Here is a 19,891-nt window from a genome sequence, read left to right as displayed (position 1 = left end):
CGTCGGGTCATCGACCCGACGGGTCCGGCCAGCGCGCGACAATCACACCCGACATTCACCCGAAGAGACAAGGCAACCCCATGGCCCGCACCGTTCATTGCGTTCATCTCAAGAAGGAGGCCGAGGGCCTCGATTTCGCTCCCTACCCGGGCGAACTGGGCAAGCGCATTTACGACAACGTCAGCAAGGAAGCCTGGGCCGGCTGGCTCAAGCATCAAACCATGCTCGTGAACGAGAACCGCCTGAACCTGGCCGACGCGCGCGCCCGTCAGTACCTCGCCCGCCAGATGGAGCGCTACTTCTTCGGCGAAGGCGCCGATCAGCCCGCCGGCTACGTGCCTCCCTCCGCCTGAGCTGGCGCTCAGCGAGCCGCGGTCGCCTCGAACAGCACCCGCGGGGGCGGCGCACTCAGCGCGGGCCCCAGGCTGCGGACGATCCAGGCATCCAGCGACCGAGGATCCAACGGCTTGGCCAGCACCTGGGCCTTGGCCCAGGCCGCCCGCCAGCGGGGTCCGCCTGAGAGCCGGCCCATCAACGCCACCTGCGGTGCCGCGCGACAGGCGTGGGGCATGCGAAGCTGGCGAAGCAGACGCATGGCCTCGGGGCCAAGGTGATCCGCATCCACCACCACCAGGCTCACGGGACGGTCGGCGCAGTACTCGATGGCCTCGGCCCCTTCATCGACGTCCGCACAATCGACCCCCCGCAAGCTCAGGCGCCCTCGCAGGTAGTGTCGCTCGATCCCCTCACAGGCCACCAGCAAGGCCATGGGACGAGGTGACGAAGACTGAGCATCGTTTTGCATGCGCGCATCTTGGGGACGTCCGAACGCTGCGACAAGGACCAATTCCACACCTCGCCGCACCGATCGATGACGGATGCCCCTGGATCCAGATCAACAGAATTCAAATCTGTTTGAGAATCATTCGTGTTTTTGTCTAGAATGGTCTCCGTTCCCAAGGAGAACCCATGACCATCCGACGTCTCTCTCTTCCCGCCTGCGCCCTCGTGGCCGCCCTGAGCTTCCCGGTTCTGGCCCAGGACGCCAAAGTGCTCAACCTCTATTCCGCCCGCCACTATCAGACCGATGAGGCGCTCTACAGCAATTTCACGCAGGCCACCGGTATCCGCATCAACCGGGTCGAGGCCGACGACGCCGGCATCCTGGCGCGACTGAAGAGCGAGGGAGCGGCCAGCCCGGCCGACGTGGTGTTGCTGGTCGATGCCGCACGACTCTGGCGCGCCGAGGCCGACGGGCTGTTCTCTCCGGTCAAATCCCCGGTGCTGGAGCAACGCATCCCGGCCAAACTGCGCGGGGCTGACAACGGACAGGGCTCTTCGTGGTTCGGTTTTTCCACACGCGCCCGCGTCATCGTCTACAACAAGGCAACGGTCTCCGCTGACGCGGTGGACACCTATGAAAAGCTTGCCGACCCAGCGCTGAAAGGCAAGGTCTGCACCCGTTCCGGTTCACATCCCTATAACCTGTCGCTTTTCGGATCTCTGATGGAGCATCTGGGGCCGGAAAAGACGGAAGCATGGGCCAAAGCCGTGGTGTCCAATATGGCACGGGAGCCAAAAGGCGGCGACACGGATCAGATCCGGGCCGTGGCCAGCGGCGAATGTGGCGTCGCCATCAGCAACAGCTACTATTTCGCCCGACTGATGCGCTCCACCCGTCCCGAGGATCAGGAGGTCGTGCGCAAGGTGGGCGTCGTGTTTCCCAACCAACAGACTTGGGGAACCCACATCAACGTGGCCGGAGGCGCCATGGCTCGACATGCCAAGAACCGCGATGCCGCGCGACTCTTCCTCGAATACCTGGCCAGCGATCAGGCCCAGATCTACTTCGCGAATGGCAACAATGAATATCCTGCCGTGGCCGGCGTGAAGGCGGGCAATCCGGCCCTGGACGCCCTCGGTGAGTTCAAGACCGAACTGGTGCCCATCGCCACGGTCGGCGCGAACACCGCCAGGGTTCAGCAGATGCTGGACCGCGTGGGCTACAAGTAAACCCACCCTCTCCGAACCCAGGCCCGCCAGCCCTGCGATGGCGGGCTTTTCTTTTGTCTCCATGCTTTGCTGCTCATCGACGCCGGTAACACCTCGAAAAATCGTCACATAACCCTGAGACTTCCCTCTGGGTTTGAATCGGGCTATATTCAGGCCACGTCGTCACCCTCCAAGGTCCATTGCATGTCCACGTACCAGGAACTTCTCGCCCAAAAAGCCGAACTGGAGCGCAAGATCGAAAATGCGCGCAAACAGGAACTTGCCGATGCAATTGCCCAGATCAAAGCACTGATGACCCAATACGGCATCACCGTGGCCGATCTCGCTGGCAAATCGGCACCGGGCAGATCGGGTTCGACGAAAGGCAGCAAGGTGGCCCCGAAGTATCGCAACCCGGCCACCGGCGACACCTGGACCGGACGAGGCCGACAGCCCAAGTGGGTCGAGGCGGCGCTGGCTGGCGGCAAACAACTCAGCGATTTCGCCATCTGAGTTCCAACTCACGATGTCCTTTCTCCAAGCCGGCCAAAGGGCCGGCTTTTTTGTCTCGGGTGGCAGGCGGACGGACGAGCGTGGCGCGCAAACTGTCGATCGACAGACACACATGGACTGCACATTTCGGGCATCCGGCATCCCCGAACCCGCGCAAACAGGGTAAGTTACATAGGTCGCTCCAATCCGCTGTCCATCACGGGTTGGAATCCTTGATCAACTCAGCTGCCCTGCCGCCATGCCCACAGCCTCCTTGAGCTTCACCGTCCGGATCGCCCACTCCAGGGAAGACCTGCTGGCCGCATGCCAGGTTCGATCTGCCTCTTACGGTCACCACGTTCCCGAATGGGGCACAGCCCTCATGCAGCCAGACGCCCTGGACGTGTCACCGGCCACCGCCGTTTTCGTGTGCTGGGACAAGCAGACCGGGCAACCGGTTGGCACCGCCCGTGTGCAGATCAACAGCGATGGCCCCTTGCTCATCGAAAGCAGCGTCGAGATCCCTGAATCCATGCGCTCCGATGCAAGGGCCGAGATCACCCGCCTCGCAGTAGCACCCGGGCGTTGCGACCCGCTGATCAAGCTCGCGCTGATGAAGGCCAGCTACCTCTATTGCATCGCCAACCAGGTGCGCTGGATGGTGATCGGCGCCCGCAGCCCCGCCTTGGTCCGCCAGTACCGTCGCTTGGGGTTCGACAACCTTCGCGACGACGGGGCACCCGTCCCGCTGACCTACGCGGGCCACATCGATCATTGGGTGCTCAGCTTCGACGTGCGGGCGGCCGAGCGTCGCTGGCATGAGGCCAATCATCCGTTGTACGCGTTCATGGTCGGCACCGTCCATCCGGACATCCGGCTCTTCGAGCCAGCCTTCGCCGCAATGGCATCAGGTCGGCAGGAAGCCCTTGCCGCCTAGTGGTTGCGGCGAACCGGTGCCGCCGCTGGAGGTCGAGGACCCCGAGACGGTCGCGCCCGGGCGCAGCCACACGCTCATCAGCGCCATCAGATCGGCATCACTGAAGGGTTTGGCCAGGAAATCATCCATCCCTGCCGACATGCAGCGCCGCCGGTCTTCCTCGGTGGCCGTGGCGGTGAGCGCAATGACGGGCACCCGGGCCAGCCCCAGGGCCTGCTCCTGGTGACGGATCTCCCGGGTGGCCTCAAAGCTGTCCAGGGTCGGCATCAGGCAATCCATCAGAATGAGGTCCGGCCGCCCCACCTCGCGCAGGGCATGACGAACGGCCTCCCGCCCGTCGTGCACGTGCTCCACCTCCAGACCGCACCGCTCCAGGAAGGCCGATGCGACGAGCGCATTGAGATCGTTGTCCTCTACCAGCAGCACATGCGGCTGACGATATCCCACGTCTGCCCTGAGTTGCGAAGCCACCGCGGCATGCACCGCGGACGAAACGCCGGACGACACCGCCGTCTGAACATCCGGGGCCTCCGCCTCGGGCAGGCGGGCTGTGAAGCGGAACAGCGACCCCACCCCCACCGTGCTCTGGCAACTGATGTCGCCCCCCAGCGCATGGGCAATCTCGCGGGCGATGGTCAGCCCCAGGCCCGTCCCCTCCAGCGGGCGCGACGGTCCGGAGGCTGCCTGTCGGAAGGCCTCGAAGATGTGGGCCTGATCGGCATGTGGGATCCCGACCCCCGTGTCTCGAACCTCAAAGACCACGTGATCGTCACCCGGCTCGCGGTGGGCGGACAGGCCGATCCAGCCTTTCTGCGTGAACTTGACGGCATTGCCCAGCAGGTTGTGCAGCACCTGGCGCGTGCGCGCCGGATCACCTTCCACCCAGCACGGTCGCGGCAGGCGAAGATCGGTGGTGAAGACCAGCCCCTTGTCCTCCGAGCGCACGGCATACACGCCGGCCACCCGCTCCAGCTCGGCCGCAAGGTCGAAGACAGATCGCTGGATCTTCAGCTGCCCCGACTCGATGCGCGCAATGTCGAGAAGATCGTTGATCAAGGACAGCAGGTGGGTGCCGGAACTCTCGATGAGCTCGACACGCCGCTGCATGGCCGGATCCTTCGCATCGACATGGATCAGACGGGCCAGGCCCAGAATGCCGTGCAGCGGTGTGCGCAGTTCATGACTCATCGTCGCCAGGAACTGGCTCTTGACCGAGCTTTCGCGCTTGGCGAGTTCCAGCGCCTCAACCTTCTCCTGGGCGATGCGACTGGCATGAAGCCGCAGCAGGAACACCTCGGCCAGTCGTTTTTCGGAACGGAAGGCGGTGGCCAGCAGCAAGCCCAGCATGAGGATCAGACCCACCCCCCCCAGGAAACCGAACTCGTCGCCACGCCACAGCAGAGACAGTGCCGTGGGGCCGAGCATGGGCACGACATAAGCCGCCGTGGCAAGCACCCGCACCTGCAGGCCGAAAGTGGCCACTGCGGCCATGCACGCCAGGCTCGCGGCAATCAGCGAGGCGAGCTGGTTGTCGGCCTGCATCAGCCAGGCCCCCGCCAGCCCCCAGACTGCGCCGTCGAGCCCCAGCAGCCAGTACGTGCTGCTACGCCACGCCGCCCCCCCCGGATAGCCCTGCCGCTTGTAGATCTGAGACTGGACGATGCGCGGGATGGCCACCAGCAGTTTCATCACCAGCCAGGTCTGCACCAGCAGCGGTGGCACGCTGGCCGGCATGTGCAGGGCCATGAACACTGCAAAGGCGGTGGCGATCAGAGTTCCGACGGACGCATGCATCCAGACCATGCGCAGTTGCTCATCGGCAACCCGCTCTGCAAGGTCACGGTCGATCTGGACGCCCAGGGCGTCAGCCATTTTGATCACCACCACGTCGCCGAGTGTATCGTTTCACCTCGTGAGATTGACGTCTGCCAAGACTCACCCTGCCGTCATAACCCGAACTGTCTCATTTGCACCTCACTGGGAAGGCCCGCCGTCACGAGACGGACAGCGGCACCGGCAGCTCGGCCGGGCACTCCACGCCCAGGCGAGAGCATTCCTGACGCATCCGGTGCCAGCGCACCTGCAGGGACTCGCCCGGCATGGTGGCGCTGATATCCGCGAACATCTTCATGAGCGCCCGGCGGCGCGCGGCTTCCAGCGCACGTTGCCAGTCCTGGAGGATGGCCGCCTGCATTGCGGCCTCCAGGCCCAGGAAATCATCGGGCAGGCAGACCGAGCCCTGCCCCAATTCCATATCCGCGTAGAGCCCGAATACAGGGAGGTGAAAGGCGCCGCTGGCGTCTTCCTGGTCATCCAACACGGCAAATACACTGGTCATGGAACATGCTCCTGCACGCTGGGCCCGGGACACCGGCAGCGGGCCACCAAGGGCGGTTGATCACGCATCGGGGGCCGGACTCCGTGCGCCATGCTGCTGTATCGCATGGGAAAGCACATCACTTGACCCTACAACCCCTCAACCCGGGGCATGATGGCGCTTGCAATGTGCACTTCTTCACACTATGCAGGTGTCGGAATTGTCCTACAGTGCGAGCGCTGCGCGGCCTGACGTCCCTGACCCCTTCCCGGCCTCACACTGCGCCTGTCCCGGCTTTCAACCACTCCACACTGCATGCAGCGACGTCAACTGGTCCAGATTCTCGGCCTTCTTCCCTGGCTGGCCGCCCCCGCGGCCCTCAGCGTCACAGCCCGGCGCGGTGAAGCCCAGGCTTTCGATCACGCCTGGCTCAAGGGTCACGCCCGCTGGCTGTCCGAGCGACCGTACCAAGCCCCCTCGCGCCAGCTCCCCCCCGCGGTCGAGGCCTTGGACTGGGATCAGTATCAATCCATCCGTTTCCGGCCGGACCAGGCCCTGTGGCGCAACGAGCGTCTGCGCTTCCAGGCCCAGTTCTTCCACCTCGGCCTGTTCTTCAAGTCGCCGGTGCGTATCCACGAGGTGGTCAACGGACAGGCTCGCGAGATCGCCTACCGGCCTGCGATGTTCGATCACAGCAAGAGCGGGCTGGCCCGTACAGCGCTGCCCGACGACCTCGGCTTCGCCGGCTTTCGTCTCAACTTCCATACCGACCTCGAGCGCGACATCTGCGCCTTCCTCGGTGCGAGCTACTTCCGGGCGGTCGGCGGTGAGTGGCAGTACGGACTGTCTGCCAGAGGCCTGGCCATCGACACGGCCATGCCCTACCCGGAAGAGTTCCCCGACTTCACTGCATTCTGGCTGGAACGCCCTGACCCGCAATCGAGCACCGTGGTCGTTCATGCCTTGCTCGACTCGCCCAGCGTCGCCGGCGCCTACCGCTTCCTCATCACCCCGGGCGACACGCTGGTGATGGACATCGACGCAAGCCTCTACCCACGCAAGACCATTGAGCGACTGGGCGTCGCTCCCCTGACCAGCATGTACCAGGTGGGCGAGAACGATCGCCGCATGGGCTACGACTGGCGCCCGGAAATCCACGACAGCGATGGCCTGGCCCTGTGGACGGGCAACGGCGAATGGATCTGGCGTCCGCTCACCAACCCGGTGAAGCTCGCCTTCAATGCCTTTCAGGACCAGCAGCCACGAGGCTTTGGCCTGCTCCAACGCGACCGGGACTTCGAAAACTACCAGGACGACGGCGTGTTCTACGAGCGCCGCCCCAGCCTGTGGGTGGAACCCAAGGGCGACTGGGGCAAGGGCTCGGTGCAACTGGTCGAGATTCCCACCGTCGACGAAACCTTCGACAACATCGTCGCCTTCTGGAACCCCGAGCGCAAACCGCAGGCGGGCGAGGAACTCCTCTACAGCTATCGGTTGCACTGGGGGGCCCACCCGCCGGCCAAACCCAGGCTCGCGCACTGCGTGGCCACGCGGACCGGCCTGGGTGGCGTGATCGGCCAGCCGCGCAAGTACTTCTCCTGGCGCTTTGCCGTGGACTTTGCCGGCGGCGACCTCTCGCTGCTGGGACGCGACGCCAACGTCAAGGCCGTCATCACCCCCAGCCGCGGGCGCGTCGAGATCGTCTCGGCCCGTCCATTGCACTCCATCCGGGGCTATCGCGCGATGTTCGACCTCGTGCCCCCCGAAGACACCGAGCCCATCACCATCCGCCTCTACCTGGAAAACGCCGGTCAGCCGCTCACGGAAACCTGGCTCTACCAATGGAGCCCGCCGCCGGTGGCCGAGCGCAAGCTGTACTGAGCCCACCGAGAGGCCCAACGAAAAAGCCACCCCGAGGGGTGGCTTGTTCGTTGGCGGAGACGGAGGGATTCGAACCCTCGATGCAGGTTTTGCCCACATACTCCCTTAGCAGGGGAGCACCTTCGGCCTCTCGGTCACGTCTCCAACCGGAAATCTGCGAAGGGCCGCATTCTAACCATGAATGCCCCCCTTCGCACGGGCTTTTCCACTCAGGCGGCGTCCTGGTCCAGGTCGAAGGCCTTGTGCAGCGCGCGCACGGCCAGCTCCATGTACTTCTCGTCGATCACCACGCTGGTCTTGATCTCGCTGGTGGTGATCATCTGGATGTTGATGCCCTCTTCCGAGAGCACACGGAACATGCGGCTGGCCACGCCGGCGTGCGAGCGCATGCCGATGCCCACGATGGACACCTTGCAGATCTTCGCGTCACCCACCACCTCATTGGCGCCCAGATGGGGCACGACCTTTTCCTTCAGCAGGTCGATGGTCTTGGCGTAGTCATTGCGATGCACCGTGAAGGAGAAATCGGTCTTCCCGTCGTGCGAGACGTTCTGCAGGATCACATCCACATCGATGTTGGCGTCGGCGACGGCACCGAGGATCTGGTAAGCGATGCCCGGCTTGTCCGGCACGCCCATCACGGTGATCTTGGCCTCGTCGCGGTTGAAGGCAATGCCCGACACAACGGCTTGTTCCATGTTCTCGTCTTCCTCAAAGGTGATCAGCGTGCCCGACTTGGCTTCCTCGTCGAGGGGGATGTCCCAGGGGGTGAAGCTCGACAGCACGCGCAGCGGCACGCGGTACTTGCCGGCGAACTCGACCGAACGGATCTGCAGCACCTTCGAGCCCAGGCTGGCCATCTCGAGCATTTCCTCGAAGCTGATGGTGTGCAGGCGACGTGCCTCGGGCACGATGCGCGGGTCGGTGGTGTAGACGCCATCCACGTCGGTATAGATCAGGCATTCGGCCGCCTTCATCGCCGCGGCGATGGCCACGGCCGAGGTGTCCGAGCCGCCCCGGCCCAGCGTGGTGATGTGTCCCAGACCGTCAATGCCCTGGAAGCCGGTGATGATCACCACCTTGCCGGCGTCGAGGTCGGCGCGCACGCGCTGGTCGTCGATGCTCTCGATGCGCGCCTTGGTGTAGGAGGAGTCGGTGCGCACCGGCACCTGCCAGCCGGTGTAGCTGATGGCCTCCAGGCCCTCAGCCTGCAACGCGATGGCCAGCAGACCCACGGAGACCTGCTCGCCGGTGGCGGCGATCATGTCGAGTTCGCGGGCGTAGGCGGTGGTGTGGCTGGACGGTGCCAGTTCCTTGGCCAGGCCCAGCAGACGATTGGTTTCGCCGCTCATGGCAGAAGGCACGACCACCATCTGGTGGCCGGCACGGTGCCATTTGGCGACGCGCTTGGCGACGTTGCGGATGCGCTCGGTCGAGCCCATCGACGTGCCGCCGTATTTGTGAACGATGAGTGCCATGGAAGTCGTGCGCGGAAGGGGTGATCGGCAGGGTGTTGCGCCGCGGTCGCAAACAAACCTCACATTGTAGCGGCTGCGCATCCGGGTTGACCCGCATCACTGCCAAGCACCCTCCTGCGACGAGAGCCCGTGGACTCACTGTGGCCGATACAGGCGTCAGGCGAGCGGCTCCCAGAGCAGGCGCCACTGGGGACGACCGGGTGTGGCCCAGGCACGCGCGTCCATGCCCAGTCCGGGCACGAAGAGAAGATGTCCGGCCGCGTCATAGACGAGCGGGCCCTGTCGTTGCCAGGCTGGCACCGCCGCAGCCTGGAACTGCTTTTTCAGCGCACGCGGCGGACGTCCGTGGCCGGATTGGAACTGCTCCCCGCCCTGACGCCCACGCAGCTCAACGCGTCTAAGACGCTCCCAGGCCACACCGCCCTCTCGCACGCGCTCGACCCTCAGTGCGCCCCCCCAACCCGGAACGGCCACGATGCCACCCCCCTTCAGGCTCAGGTGGGTTGCCGGCAGGGCACGCGCCTCAGAGGCGGCCGCAACGACCCGCCCCACCCAAGACAGGCGACCACGATACAAGCGCAGTTCTCCCTTGGCCCAATCCCAGCGCCGTGCGGATACGCCGGCTGATTCCTGCCAGAGTCGCTCCAGGAGGCTGGCCGATGGACGATGGCCGCTCATCCGGCGGATCCACACGCGCAAGGCATTACGGCCTCTGGCCGTGCCCAGACGCCGACAGGCCTGCACATCCAGGCCCAGCCCATCGTCAAGAGAAGCCAGATCGAGCGTGGCCAACGCTTCCAGGCAGGCCGAGGCTTCACCCGCCCAAGCGGCCGCGTCGGCCAAGGCCGCTTCTGCCTGGGGGAAGGCCCCCACCAATGCGGGCCAGACCTGCTGGCGAAGCAGGTTGCGGGCAAAGCGATCGTCAGCGTTGCTCTCGTCGTCGACGTAGGCGAGCCCGTGCTGAACCACGTAGGCTTCGATGTCACTGCGCGGTCGGTTACGCCAGGGCCGCAGCCACGCCACTCCCTCGCGAGTCGCCGTCACAGGCATGCCCGCCAGGCCTGCCACACCACCTCCGCGCAAGGCTTGCAGCAAAAACGTCTCAGCCTGATCGGTGCGATGGTGCCCGAGCAGCACGGTGTGGGCACCGTGTTCCAGGGCCAGGCGGCGCAGGGCCTGGTAGCGCGCGCGGCGGGCCACCGCCTCCACACTGTCACCAGCGGTGAGATGGAGGTGCAGGCGAGTCCAGGCCAGAGTCACCGGCCAGCCTTGGCGTTTCCATGCATCACACTGCTTCCGGCAATGCCTCAGCCAGTCGTCAGCCTTCGCCTGGAGCCCATGGTGGATGTGCAGCGCCACCACCCGCAGGCCCAACGCGTGGGCCACCCGCAAGGTGGCAAACAAAAGGGCCGTGGAATCACGGCCCCCGCTGTAGGCGACCGCCACCACGCCAGGCGCGGCAGCCGCAGGTTTCATCAGTGCGCTTTGGTGTCGGTGAAGCGGCCGTAGCTCTGCAGCCGCTCGTAGCGGCGGTTCAGCAGCTCCTTCGGCTTGAGATCGCTGACCTGACGCAGGGCATCGTTGAGCGCCCGTTTGAGGTAAGCCGCCATCTGTTTGGTATCGCGATGAGCCCCTCCCACGGGCTCGCTGACGATCTTGTCCACCAGACCCAGAGCCTTGAGGCGATGCGCCGTGATGCCCAGGGCTTCGGCCGCATCGGCAGCACGGTCAGCCGTCTTCCAGAGAATGGAGGCGCAACCCTCAGGCGAGATGACCGAGTACACGGAGTACTGAAGCATCAGCACCTGGTCGCCCACGCTGATGGCCAGGGCCCCGCCCGACCCCCCCTCGCCGATGATGGTGGCGATGATGGGCACTTCGAGCTGGGCCATCTCGAAGATATTGCGGCCAATCGCTTCCGACTGGCCTCGCTCCTCAGCACCGATGCCGGGATAGGCGCCAGGTGTATCGACGAAAGTGAAAACCGGCAAGCCGAACTTTTCGGCCAGCTTCATCAGACGCAGCGCCTTGCGGTAACCCTCCGGGCGCGACATTCCGAAGTTGCGCAGCGCACGCTCCTTCGTGTCACGGCCCTTCTGATGACCGATGACCATGCAGGGCTGGCCGTTGAAACGAGCCAACCCCCCGACGATGGACTGATCGTCCGCGAAGTGGCGGTCGCCGTGGAGTTCCTGGAACTCGGTGAAGATTTCGTTCACGTAGTCCAGCGTGTAGGGGCGCTGGGGGTGTCGCGCAATCTGCGTGACCTGCCAGGGCGTGAGGCTGGCGTAGATGTCTTTCGTGAGTTGCAGGCTCTTCTTGCTCAGGCGGTCGATCTCTTCGGAGATGTCCACCGCCGATTCGCTTTGCACGTAACGCAGCTCATCGATTTTGGATTCGAGTTCGGCAATGGGTTGCTCGAACTCGAGGAAATGTCGTTTGCTCATCCCGGTGATCCCGACGTTGGACGAAGCGTCTCGCTGTGGTTCTTGATGTGCGCGAAACGAACGAATCCTAGTACTCCACGGGCAGTGGGTCCAGGCTGCGCCAAATGTACCATGTCGCCACCGAGCGGAACGGGGCCCAGGCGTCGCCCACCTCACGGGCCTCGGCGCGCGACACGGGCTCGCCGCTGAAATAGTTCTGGCTGATGCCCTTGAGCAGGCCCAGGTCGTCATAAGGCATGACGTTGGGTCGCATGAGGTGGAAGATCAGGAACATCTCGGCCGTCCAGCGGCCGATGCCGCGGATGGCCACCAGTTCCTCGATGATCGCCTCGTCGTCCATGCTGGCCCACTGGCGCACATGCACCGCGCCCTCGTCGAAATGGGTGGCCAGGTCGCGCAGGTACTCCACCTTGCGGGCCGACAGGCCGGCCCCCCGCAGGTCGTCCACCCCCAGGGCCAGCACGGCGGCCGGCGCGATGCGGGTCGGTGGCCCGTCGGTGAGCGCCGCGAAGCGATCCCACACCGCCTGAGCGGCCTTCACCGAAATCTGCTGACCCACGATGGAACGTGCCAGCGTGGTGAACGCGTCCCCCCGGCTCTGCAGCCGCGCCTCGCCGAACTGCGGGATGAGCTTGCGCATCACCCGGTCGCGCTTGCTGAGGTACTTGCAGGCGTCGTCCCAGTAATCGGGCGTGACCACACGAGCCATGGCGTTCAGGCCTTCACCCAGGTGGTGCCTTGCGGCGTGTCCTTCAGCACGATGCCCTGGGCCGCCAGCGCATCGCGGATGCGGTCCGCCTCGGCGAAGTTCTTCGCCTTCTTGGCCGCCGCACGCGCTTCGATCTGCGCCTGGATGGCGGCCTCGTCCAGCCCGGCCCCACCCTGCAGGTAGGCCCTGGGGGATCCCTGCAACATGCCAAGCGTGCCGCCCAGGGCCTTGAGCAGCCCCGCCACCTGCGCCGAGCCGGTACGGTTGGTCTCGCTGGCCAGGTCGAAGAGCACGGCCACAGCCTCCGGGGTGTTGAAGTCGTCGTTCATCGCCGCACGGAAGCGCGCCGCGTGAGGCTCGTTCCAGTCGACGGTCACGTCTGCCGGCGCCACGCTGTCCAGCGCGGTGTAGAGCCGACGCAATGCGTGGCGTGCGTCCTCCAGGTTGGCGTCGCTGAAGTTGAAGGGGCTGCGGTAATGGGTGCGCAGCATGAAGAAACGCACCGTTTCGCCATCGAAGCGCTTGAGCACGTCCCGGATCGTGAAGAAGTTGCCCAGCGACTTCGACATCTTCTCATTGTCGACGTTGAGAAAGCCGTTGTGCATCCACACATTGACGAAGGTGCGGCCCGTGGCACCCTCACTCTGGGCAATCTCGTTCTCGTGATGGGGGAACTGCAGGTCCATGCCCCCGCCGTGGATGTCGAAGTGCTCGCCCAGCAAAGCGCAGCTCATGGCTGAGCATTCGATGTGCCAGCCGGGGCGGCCCTTGCCGAAAGGGGCGTCCCACTTCGCTTCCTCTGGCTCGGCGTCCTTGGCCGACTTCCACAGCACGAAGTCCAGGGGGTCCTCCTTGCCATCGGCCACCGCCACGCGCTCGCCCGCGCGCAGCTGATCCAGCGACTTGCCCGAGAGCTTGCCATAGCCCGGAAAGCGCCTGACCGCAAAGTTCACGTCGCCGCCGGGGGCGCGATAGGCCAGGCCTTTGGCCTCCAGGCGGCCGATCAGGTCGATCATCTCGTGCACGTAGTCAGTGGCACGCGGCTCGTGGGTGGGCGGCTCGATGCCGAGCTGGCCGATGTCCTCGTGCATCGCAGCGGTCATCTCGCGAGTCAGCTCGCCGATGGTGATGCCCCGCTCCACGGCCCGTTTGATGATCTTGTCGTCGATGTCGGTGATGTTGCGCACATACGTGACGCGGTAGCCCAGCACCTTGAGCCAGCGCTGCACCACGTCGAAGGCCATCATCATGCGCGCATGGCCGACATGGCAGTAGTCGTAGATGGTCATGCCGCACACATACATGCGGACATGGCCAGGATCGATGGGAGAGAAGGGCTCCTGCCGGCGCGTGAGCGTGTTGTAGATGGAAAGCGTCATGGATGCCGTGAAGTCGGGCCGGGCGCCCAGCGGTCCGCACGGGCGGGGCACCACGATAGAATCGAACGAGTATAGCCCTGCCCGTCCCGAGACCGCTGCTGCATGAGCGCCCCCGGCCCCCGCCTCCGCCGTCCCCGCTGGCTTCATCGGTGGGCCTTGGTCTGTCTGCTGGCCCTGCCGCTGGACGCCGCCTGGGCCAACGACCCGGCCACGGTTCAGCAGTTGCTGCGCGAGGGTCGCACGGCGGATGCCCTGGCGACGGTCGATCGGGGCCTCAAGGCCAGCCCACAGGACTTGCAGTGGCGGTTCCTGCGCGGGGTGGTGCTGACGGAACAGAACAAGCTGAGCGAAGCCGAGGCGCAGTTCCTGCAACTGGTGGCCGAGCGCCCCGACCTTCCCGAGGTCTTCAACAACCTCGCGGTGGTCTATTCCCGCCAGGACCAGTACGACAAGGCACGGCAAGCGCTGGAGATGGCCCTGCGGCTGCAGCCGCTCAATCCCGTGACGCACGAGAACCTGGGCGATGTCTACGCCAAGCTGGCGGCCCAGTCCTACGCCCGTGCGCTCGAGCAGCAGCCCGGGCATGCAGGTCTGCCGGCGAAGCTGGCCCTGGTGCGCGAACTCTTCTCGCCCCGCCCCCGCTGACCGCCGAGGTTTGCACGCAGAGCCGTGACGTGCCTCCAGCCTCGCGCGACAATGCACATCTTCCAAATGCACAGGAGCCTCGCAAGATGACGCAACGCCGTTTCGCCTGGATCGCCACCCTGGGGCTGGCCGCCGCCTTGAGCACGCCCGCCTGGTCGCAGACCGTGCGACTGTCCACCACGCAGGGAGACATCGTCGTCCAGCTGGACGCGGCCAAGGCGCCCCGGACGGTCGAGAACTTCCTGGCCTATGTGAACGCCAAGCACTACGACGGCACCATCTTCCATCGCGTCATCGACGGCTTCATGATCCAGGGTGGTGGCTTCACCCCCGACATGAACCAGAAGCCCACGCAGGCACCGATCCCCCTGGAGGCCCGCAACGGTCTGAGCAATCAGCGCGGCACCATCGCGATGGCGCGCACCATGGACCCGAACTCGGCCACCGCCCAGTTCTTCATCAACCTCAAGGACAATACCTTCCTCGACGCCCCCAACGCACCCGACCGTCAGGGCTATGCGGTCTTCGGGCGCGTGGTTTCGGGCATGGACGTGGTCGACAAGATCAAGGCCGTGCGCACCACCAGCAAGGGCCCCCACCAGAACGTCCCGGTCGAACCGGTGATCATCCGTCAAGCCACTGTGGAGAAATGAATCATGGCTGTTGAACTGCACACCAACCACGGTGTCATCCGCATCGAGCTCGATGCCGAGAAGGCCCCGCTGTCTGCCGAAAACTTCCTGAATTACGTGCGCAAGGGTCATTACGACGGCACGGTGTTTCACCGCGTCATCAATGGCTTCATGATCCAGGGCGGCGGCTTCGAGGCCGGCATGAAGCAGAAACCCACCGACGCCCCCATCCAGAACGAAGCGAGCAACGGCCTGAAGAACGACACCTACACGTTGGCAATGGCCCGCACGTCCGACCCGCATTCGGCCACGGCGCAGTTCTTCATCAACGTGGCCAACAACGACTTCCTGAACTTCAAGTCCCAGACCCCCCAGGGCTGGGGCTATGCCGTCTTCGGCAAGGTGGTGGCAGGCACCGAAGTGGTCGACAAGATCAAGGGCGTCAAGACCGGACGCCGTGGCTTCCATGACGACGTACCGCTGGACGACGTCGTGATCGAGAAGGCCGTCGAGGTCTGAGCGCTTGACGGACACCGTCGCGCCGCACGCTGCCTCGCTGCCACAGGTGGTGCCGGAACTCCACGCCCCGTCGCGCTGGACCGCCATCGACCTGCTGTCCGACCTGCACCTGCAGGCCGGGCTGCCCCGCACCACGGCGGCCTGGGCGCAGCACCTGACGTCCAGCCCTGCGCAGGCCCTGATCCTGCTGGGCGACGTCTTCGAGGTCTGGATCGGTGACGATGCTGCCGAACCTGGCAGCTTCGAAGCCCGGTGCGAGGCCATCCTGCGCGAGGCCGCCCGCAGCAAGACGCTGTACTTCATGGCTGGCAACCGCGATTTCCTGGTCGGCCCGGACTTCCTCGCACGCTGTGGCGTCCAGGCCCTGGCCGACCCCACCGTGCTGGTGGCGTTCGGGCAACGATGGCTGCTCAGCCATGGCGACGCCCTGTGCCTCGACGACACCGACTACCAGGCCTTTCGCCGTCAGGTGCGCGACCCGGCCTGGCAGCAGGCCTTCCTGGCCCAGCCGCTCGCCCAACGGCGCGAGCTGGCCGCGCGCATGCGGGCCGCCAGCGAGGCACGCAAGCGCGAGCAGGGTGTCGAAGGCTATGGCGACCTCGACACCCAGGCCGTGCTGACCTGGCTCGCCACGGCCAACAGCCCTGTGTTGATCCACGGCCACACCCACCGCCCGGCCGATCATGCGCTGCCCCAGGGGGCGCAGCGCCATGTGCTGTCGGACTGGGATTTCGACACCCCCGGCCCGGTCACTCGAGGCGAGGTGATCCGGCTCAGTACCGAGGGACTGCGGCGTGTGCCCGCAAGCCCGCCCGAGGGTTCCTGAGAACCATGCCCAGCTGGTGGCAACGCTGGCAGCAGCGCCGCGAAGCGCGGGCCCTTTCGCGCCGGGCGATCCCGGACGCCTTGTGGGAACTCACGCTCGCCCGCCACCCCTTCCTCGCCCAGCATCGCACCGAAGATCGCGAGGCCCTGCGGCGCCTGGCCACCCTCTTTCTCGACCGGAAGGAGTTCACGGGGGCCAACGGCCTGGTGGTCACCGACGAGATGGCCGTGGCCATCGCTGCCCAGGCCTGCCTGCCCATCCTGCACCTGGGTCTGCAGGCCTATGACGACTTCGTCGGTATCGTGGTCCACCCGGCCGAGGTGGTGGCCCGCCGGGTGGTCACCGACGAAGACGGTGTGGTTCACCACTACGATGAAGTGCTTGCCGGCGAAGCCATGGAAGGAGGTCCGGTGATGCTGTCCTGGGCCGACGTGGCCGACGCGGGTGACCTGGCCGAGTTGGGCTACAACGTGGTGATCCACGAGTTCGTGCACAAACTCGACATGGCCAACGGCGCAGCCGACGGGCTGCCGCCCCTGCCCGACCGGGCCGCCGCCGAGACCTGGATGGCCACCCTGCAAGCGGCCTACGACAGCTTCTGCCGCGACGTGGACGAGGGGCTCGACACCTTTCTCGATCCCTATGGTGCTCAGGGTCTGGAGGAGTTCTTCCCCGTGGCAGCCGAGGCCTTCTTCGTGGCGCCCGCTGCCTTCAGGCAGCACCACCCCACGCTGTACACCCTGTTCGCCGGCTACTTCCGCCAGGATCCCGCCACCCGCGGGGGCTGAACGAGCCAACGGGCCCCGAAGGGCCCGTTGGTGCTGTAGTTGTTGGTGGCGGGTTCCGGGGGCCGCTCAGGCCGTGGCAGGCTCGGCCTTGGGCTTGTCGCTCTTGCGGTTCGGCTGGATGTCCAGCACGACCTCCCCCTTGTCGTCGAGATCCACCACCAGCCGGCCGCCATCCACCAGCCGGCCGAACAGCAGCTCGTCGGCCAGGGCGCGACGGATGGTGTCCTGGATGAGACGTTGCATCGGCCGTGCGCCCATGAGCGGATCGAAGCCCTTCTTGGCCAGGTGCTTGCGCAAGGCATCGGTGAAGGTGACCTCGACCTTCTTCTCGGCCAGCTGGCTTTCGAGCTGGAGCAGGAACTTGTCGACCACCCGCAGGATGATCTCCTCGTCCAGCGCCCGGAAGCTGACGATCGCGTCCAGGCGGTTGCGGAACTCCGGCGTGAACAGGCGCTTGATGTCGGCCATCTCGTCACCCGCCTCGCGGGTGTTGGTGAAGCCGATCACGGCCTTGTTCATGGTCTCGGCCCCCGCGTTGGTCGTCATGATGATGATGACGTTGCGGAAGTCGGCCTTGCGTCCGTTGTTGTCGGTCAGCGTGCCGTGGTCCATGACCTGCAACAGCACGTTGAAGACGTCCGGGTGGGCCTTCTCGATCTCGTCGAGCAGCAGCACGGCATGCGGCTTCTTGGTGACCGCCTCGGTCAGCAGGCCGCCCTGGTCGAAGCCCACATAGCCCGGCGGTGCGCCGATGAGGCGGCTCACCGCATGACGCTCCATGTACTCCGACATGTCGAAGCGGATCAGCTCGATGCCCAGGATGTAGGCCAGCTGCTTGGCCACCTCGGTCTTGCCCACGCCGGTGGGCCCGCTGAACAGGAAGGAGCCGATGGGCTTGTCGGGCTTGCCCAGACCTGAGCGGGCCATCTTGATGGCCGCCGCCAGCGCGTCGATGGCCGCGTCCTGGCCGAAGACCACGCTCTTGAGGTCACGATCCAGGTTCTTAAGCTTGGAGCGGTCGTCGTTGCTCACGCTGGCCGGCGGAATCCGGGCGATCTTGGCCACGATCTCTTCGACCTCGGCGCGCGTGATGGTCTTCTTCTGCTTGCTCTTGGGCAGGATGCGCTGGGCTGCCCCCGCCTCATCGATGACATCGATGGCCTTGTCAGGCAGATGCCGGTCGTTGATGAACTTGGCCGAGAGCTCGGCCGCTGCCTGCAGCGCCCCCAGCGCGTACTTCACGCTGTGGTGCTCCTCGAAGCGAGACTTCAGGCCCTTGAGGATCTCGATGGTCTGCTCGACCGAGGGCTCGACCACGTCGATCTTCTGGAAGCGCCGCGACAGGGCCGCGTCCTTCTCGAAGATGCCGCGGTACTCGCTGAAGGTGGTGGCGCCGATGCACTTCAGCCCCCCCGAGCTGAGCGCGGGCTTGAGCAGGTTGCTGGCATCCAGCGTGCCCCCCGAAGCCGCGCCGGCACCGATCAGGGTGTGGATTTCGTCGATGAAGAGCACCGCGTTGGGTTGGTCCTTCAGCGCCTTGAGCACCCCCTTGAGTCGTTGCTCGAAGTCACCGCGGTACTTGGTGCCTGCCAGGAGTGCCCCCATGTCCAGCGCGTACACGGTGGAATCGGACAGCACCTCGGGCACATCACCTTCGGTGATGCGCCAGGCCAGGCCTTCGGCAATGGCCGTCTTGCCCACACCGGCCTCGCCCACCAGCAGCGGATTGTTCTTGCGGCGACGGCACAGCACCTGGATGACGCGCTCGACCTCATGTTCGCGGCCGATCAGCGGGTCGATCTTGCCGTCACGGGCCAGCTGGTTCAGGTTCTGGGTGAACTGCTCCAGGGGAGAGCCCTTGCCCTCGCCCTCCTCCTTCTCACCCTCGCCGCTGCCCGCCTGGCCCTCGCTGGGCTTGGCCGGCTCGGGCGGGTCGGACTTCTTGATGCCGTGGGCGATGTAGTTCACCACGTCCAGGCGCGTCACCCCCTGCTGGTGCAGGTAATAGACCGCGTGGGAATCCTTTTCGCCAAAGATGGCCACCAACACATTGGCACCGGTCACTTCCTTCTTGCCGCTGCCGGTGGACTGCACATGCATGATCGCACGCTGGATCACGCGCTGGAAACCCAGCGTGGGCTGCGTGTCCACCTCGTCGGTGCCGCCCACGGTGGGCGTGTTCTCCTTGATGAAATGCGTCAGGCTCTTGCGCAGATCATCGATGTTGGCGGAGCAGGCACGCAGCACCTCGGCAGCCGAAGGGTTGTCGAGCAGGGCCAGCAGGAGGTGCTCCACCGTGATGAACTCGTGGCGCTGCTGGCGCGCCTCGACGAACGCCATGTGCAGGCTGACTTCAAGTTCCTGGGCAATCATGTGGCCTCCATAATGCACTGCAAAGGATGCCCCGCGCGGCGCGCGGCGGCAAGGACCATTTCCACTTTTGTTGCGGCCACATCCTTGGTGTAAACCCCGCACACCCCCCGACCCTCGTGGTGGATCTTGAGCATGATGTGCGTGGCCGTTTCCAGGTCGCGGTGAAAGAATTCCTGCAACACCATCACGACAAACTCCATCGGGGTGAAGTCGTCATTGAGCATGACCACCTGGTACATGCGAGGCGGCTCGACCCTGGACGCCTGGCGCTCCGCGACAACCGAACCCTGGCCATCGTCCGGTGCCAACGGGCCACCGGGCGGCTGCGACGGGGGGGGATTCGATGCGTTTTCGGGCATGGATTCATTCTATCGAGTCGGCGCCACCCTGTTGGCCTCTAGCCGATTCCACCGTCCCCGCCGCGCGCGCTCTGTGGGCCTTGCTCACATTTCGAGACAAACCCGTCCCCCCTGGTT

20 protein-coding genes and 1 tRNA gene are annotated in these 19,891 nt (G+C 65.4%); 10 read left to right on the top strand and 11 right to left on the bottom strand.

Features of this window, described 5'->3' with window-relative positions; all coding sequences use genetic code 11:
* The first annotated feature begins 80 nt into the window (after positions 1-80).
* The gene (locus C1704_RS11805; RefSeq protein ID WP_104302922.1) at positions 81-353 is read left to right on the top strand and encodes an oxidative damage protection protein; all 273 of its coding nucleotides are present in this window, start codon (positions 81-83) and stop codon (positions 351-353) included.
* Positions 354-361: 8 nt separating this feature from the next.
* Here C1704_RS11805 and C1704_RS11800 read toward each other — a convergent pair whose 3' ends face one another.
* Positions 362-805 carry a response regulator gene (locus C1704_RS11800; RefSeq protein WP_146076078.1) on the bottom strand — a complete coding sequence of 148 codons (444 nt, stop codon included), beginning with the start codon at positions 803-805 and terminating at the stop codon, positions 362-364.
* A 164-nt stretch (positions 806-969) separates the two neighbouring features.
* Here C1704_RS11800 and C1704_RS11795 point away from each other — a divergent pair, with 164 nt between their 5' ends.
* The 3 genes from C1704_RS11795 to C1704_RS11785 all read left to right on the top strand — a co-directional run bounded on the left by C1704_RS11795 (position 970) and on the right by C1704_RS11785 (position 3,421).
* The gene (locus C1704_RS11795; RefSeq protein WP_104302920.1) at positions 970-2,013 is read left to right on the top strand and encodes an extracellular solute-binding protein; all 1,044 of its coding nucleotides are present in this window, start codon (positions 970-972) and stop codon (positions 2,011-2,013) included.
* 183 nt (positions 2,014-2,196) lie between these two features.
* Positions 2,197-2,505 (top strand): H-NS histone family protein, encoded by a 309-nt coding sequence (locus C1704_RS11790; protein WP_104302919.1) that lies wholly within the window; start codon positions 2,197-2,199, stop codon positions 2,503-2,505.
* Between the two features lie 253 nt (positions 2,506-2,758).
* Positions 2,759-3,421, top strand: coding sequence for an N-acyl amino acid synthase FeeM domain-containing protein (locus C1704_RS11785; protein ID WP_245876464.1), 663 nt, complete (start codon positions 2,759-2,761; stop codon positions 3,419-3,421).
* Here C1704_RS11785 and C1704_RS11780 read toward each other — a convergent pair.
* Positions 3,392-5,293, bottom strand: a complete 1,902-nt coding sequence (locus C1704_RS11780; protein ID WP_146076077.1) for an ATP-binding protein — start codon at positions 5,291-5,293, stop codon at positions 3,392-3,394. The two genes, C1704_RS11785 and C1704_RS11780, sit on opposite strands and share 30 nt — an antisense overlap.
* Positions 5,294-5,414: 121 nt before the next feature.
* A complete protein-coding gene (locus tag C1704_RS11775; protein ID WP_104302916.1) occupies positions 5,415-5,759 on the bottom strand; it encodes a hypothetical protein in 345 nt (114 codons plus the stop codon).
* Positions 5,760-6,053: 294 nt separating this feature from the next.
* Between C1704_RS11775 and C1704_RS11770 the strand changes: the two genes are divergently transcribed.
* Positions 6,054-7,619: an OpgD/OpgG family glucan biosynthesis protein gene (locus C1704_RS11770; RefSeq protein WP_104302915.1), complete on the top strand. Its 1,566-nt coding sequence runs from the start codon at positions 6,054-6,056 to the stop codon at positions 7,617-7,619.
* A gap of 51 nt (positions 7,620-7,670) precedes the next feature.
* Here C1704_RS11770 and C1704_RS11765 read toward each other — a convergent pair.
* From C1704_RS11765 to cysS, 6 genes are all read right to left on the bottom strand, one after another.
* Positions 7,671-7,763 (bottom strand) — tRNA-Ser (locus C1704_RS11765).
* 65 nt (positions 7,764-7,828) lie between these two features.
* Positions 7,829-9,097 carry an aspartate kinase gene (locus C1704_RS11760; protein ID WP_104302914.1) on the bottom strand — a complete coding sequence of 423 codons (1,269 nt, stop codon included), beginning with the start codon at positions 9,095-9,097 and terminating at the stop codon, positions 7,829-7,831.
* Between the two features lie 156 nt (positions 9,098-9,253).
* Positions 9,254-10,573, bottom strand: a complete 1,320-nt coding sequence (tilS, locus tag C1704_RS11755) for a tRNA lysidine(34) synthetase TilS (RefSeq protein ID WP_104302913.1) — start codon at positions 10,571-10,573, stop codon at positions 9,254-9,256.
* Positions 10,573-11,544, bottom strand: coding sequence for an acetyl-CoA carboxylase carboxyltransferase subunit alpha (locus C1704_RS11750; protein ID WP_104302912.1), 972 nt, complete (start codon positions 11,542-11,544; stop codon positions 10,573-10,575). Before C1704_RS11750 ends, tilS begins: the two co-directional genes overlap by 1 nt.
* 67 nt (positions 11,545-11,611) lie before the next feature.
* On the bottom strand, positions 11,612-12,253 hold the full coding sequence (locus C1704_RS11745) for a DNA-3-methyladenine glycosylase family protein (protein ID WP_104302911.1): 642 nt from the start codon (positions 12,251-12,253) through the stop codon (positions 11,612-11,614).
* Positions 12,254-12,258: 5 nt separating this feature from the next.
* Complete coding sequence (gene cysS, locus C1704_RS11740) at positions 12,259-13,632, bottom strand: cysteine--tRNA ligase (protein WP_104302910.1); 1,374 nt, start codon at positions 13,630-13,632, stop codon at positions 12,259-12,261.
* Between the two features lie 156 nt (positions 13,633-13,788).
* Here cysS and C1704_RS11735 point away from each other — a divergent pair, with 156 nt between their 5' ends.
* The 5 genes from C1704_RS11735 to C1704_RS11715 all read left to right on the top strand — a co-directional run bounded on the left by C1704_RS11735 (position 13,789) and on the right by C1704_RS11715 (position 17,042).
* A complete protein-coding gene (locus tag C1704_RS11735) occupies positions 13,789-14,277 on the top strand; it encodes a tetratricopeptide repeat protein (RefSeq protein ID WP_245876463.1) in 489 nt (162 codons plus the stop codon).
* 86 nt (positions 14,278-14,363) lie between these two features.
* Positions 14,364-14,930, top strand: coding sequence for a peptidylprolyl isomerase (locus C1704_RS11730; protein ID WP_104302908.1), 567 nt, complete (start codon positions 14,364-14,366; stop codon positions 14,928-14,930).
* Between the two features lie 3 nt (positions 14,931-14,933).
* Positions 14,934-15,428 (top strand): peptidylprolyl isomerase, encoded by a 495-nt coding sequence (locus tag C1704_RS11725; protein WP_104302907.1) that lies wholly within the window; start codon positions 14,934-14,936, stop codon positions 15,426-15,428.
* 4 nt (positions 15,429-15,432) lie between these two features.
* Entirely contained in the window at positions 15,433-16,254 is an 822-nt protein-coding gene (locus C1704_RS11720; protein ID WP_245876462.1) for a UDP-2,3-diacylglucosamine diphosphatase, read from the top strand.
* A 5-nt stretch (positions 16,255-16,259) separates the two neighbouring features.
* Positions 16,260-17,042, top strand: a complete 783-nt coding sequence (locus C1704_RS11715; RefSeq protein WP_104302906.1) for a M90 family metallopeptidase — start codon at positions 16,260-16,262, stop codon at positions 17,040-17,042.
* A 66-nt stretch (positions 17,043-17,108) separates the two neighbouring features.
* Here C1704_RS11715 and clpA read toward each other — a convergent pair whose 3' ends face one another.
* On the bottom strand, positions 17,109-19,415 hold the full coding sequence (gene clpA / locus C1704_RS11710; RefSeq protein ID WP_104302905.1) for an ATP-dependent Clp protease ATP-binding subunit ClpA: 2,307 nt from the start codon (positions 19,413-19,415) through the stop codon (positions 17,109-17,111).
* Positions 19,412-19,774: an ATP-dependent Clp protease adapter ClpS gene (gene clpS / locus C1704_RS11705; protein ID WP_104302904.1), complete on the bottom strand. Its 363-nt coding sequence runs from the start codon at positions 19,772-19,774 to the stop codon at positions 19,412-19,414. Before clpS ends, clpA begins: the two co-directional genes overlap by 4 nt.
* Positions 19,775-19,891: the final 117 nt, after the last annotated feature.

Origin of the sequence: Caldimonas caldifontis, assembly GCF_002930615.1 — a bacterium.
GTDB classification, from domain to species: Bacteria; Pseudomonadota; Gammaproteobacteria; order Burkholderiales; family Burkholderiaceae_C; genus Caldimonas; species Caldimonas caldifontis.
The sequence above is the reverse complement of the archived record's forward strand: the minus strand, read 5'-3'. Positions and strand labels throughout refer to the sequence as shown.